Below are 662 nucleotides of genomic sequence, written 5' to 3' on the forward strand. Positions count from 1 at the left end.
TAGTCGAGAGGGCCGAGTAGAGCCATGTGTAGAGGGTGTAACTCGCGTGATACGCAACGAGCAGTGCGCCAAACAGCGGCGTGCGGCGGGAGGTGCGGATCTCGGCGCTGAGGGTCCTGAGCAGGTCATGGACGACCCCGAGCGGTGCGACGAACCGGGCGCCGACCCTCATTCCCTGATCGCTCGTGATGGCCTCAGCGGGCACGCGTGGCAAGGCGGTTGCGGGTGTAATGCCGAGCTGCCGTGCGAGTCGATGACTGGCGCGCCCGTGCAAGCGAATGAGCGTATCGACACGATATTGGGTATAGAACATGCGCGGCTCATCGCTGCGGTCGGTCTCCGCGCAGAGCAGCCACGTGGCAGGGGCATCGGCGCCGAGGCTGCGTAGAAGGGTTGGCAGGGCACGGGCGACGCGCACGGGGGTGAGTCGCTCGAGCCCAGGCGCGCTGAGCAACTGCATCACCGCCTGCTTTGCAGTGCTCGGTTCGATGCCGAACACGCGCTTGTTCGTTCGATGCTCGCTTCCCAGAAAGCGTGTTAGCAGGACGCCGATACCCAAGCAGTCGGGTAGCAACAAACCGGGGGCCAATGGTGGCTCTTGCATCTTGCTCAGTGCCTCGGGCAAATCGGTCTTGTAGCTGGGCCCGATGGCTGGAATCCAG

Annotated in this window: 1 protein-coding gene; it reads right to left on the reverse strand. The window is 64.4% G+C overall.

Annotated features, from left to right (window positions below; all coding sequences use genetic code 11):
- Positions 1-662, reverse strand: a 662-nt coding sequence (locus ACUH78_RS19465; protein WP_510497626.1) for a hypothetical protein, incomplete at both ends; no start/stop codon positions are given.

The organism is Thauera sp. ZXT1-4 (assembly GCF_052598215.2).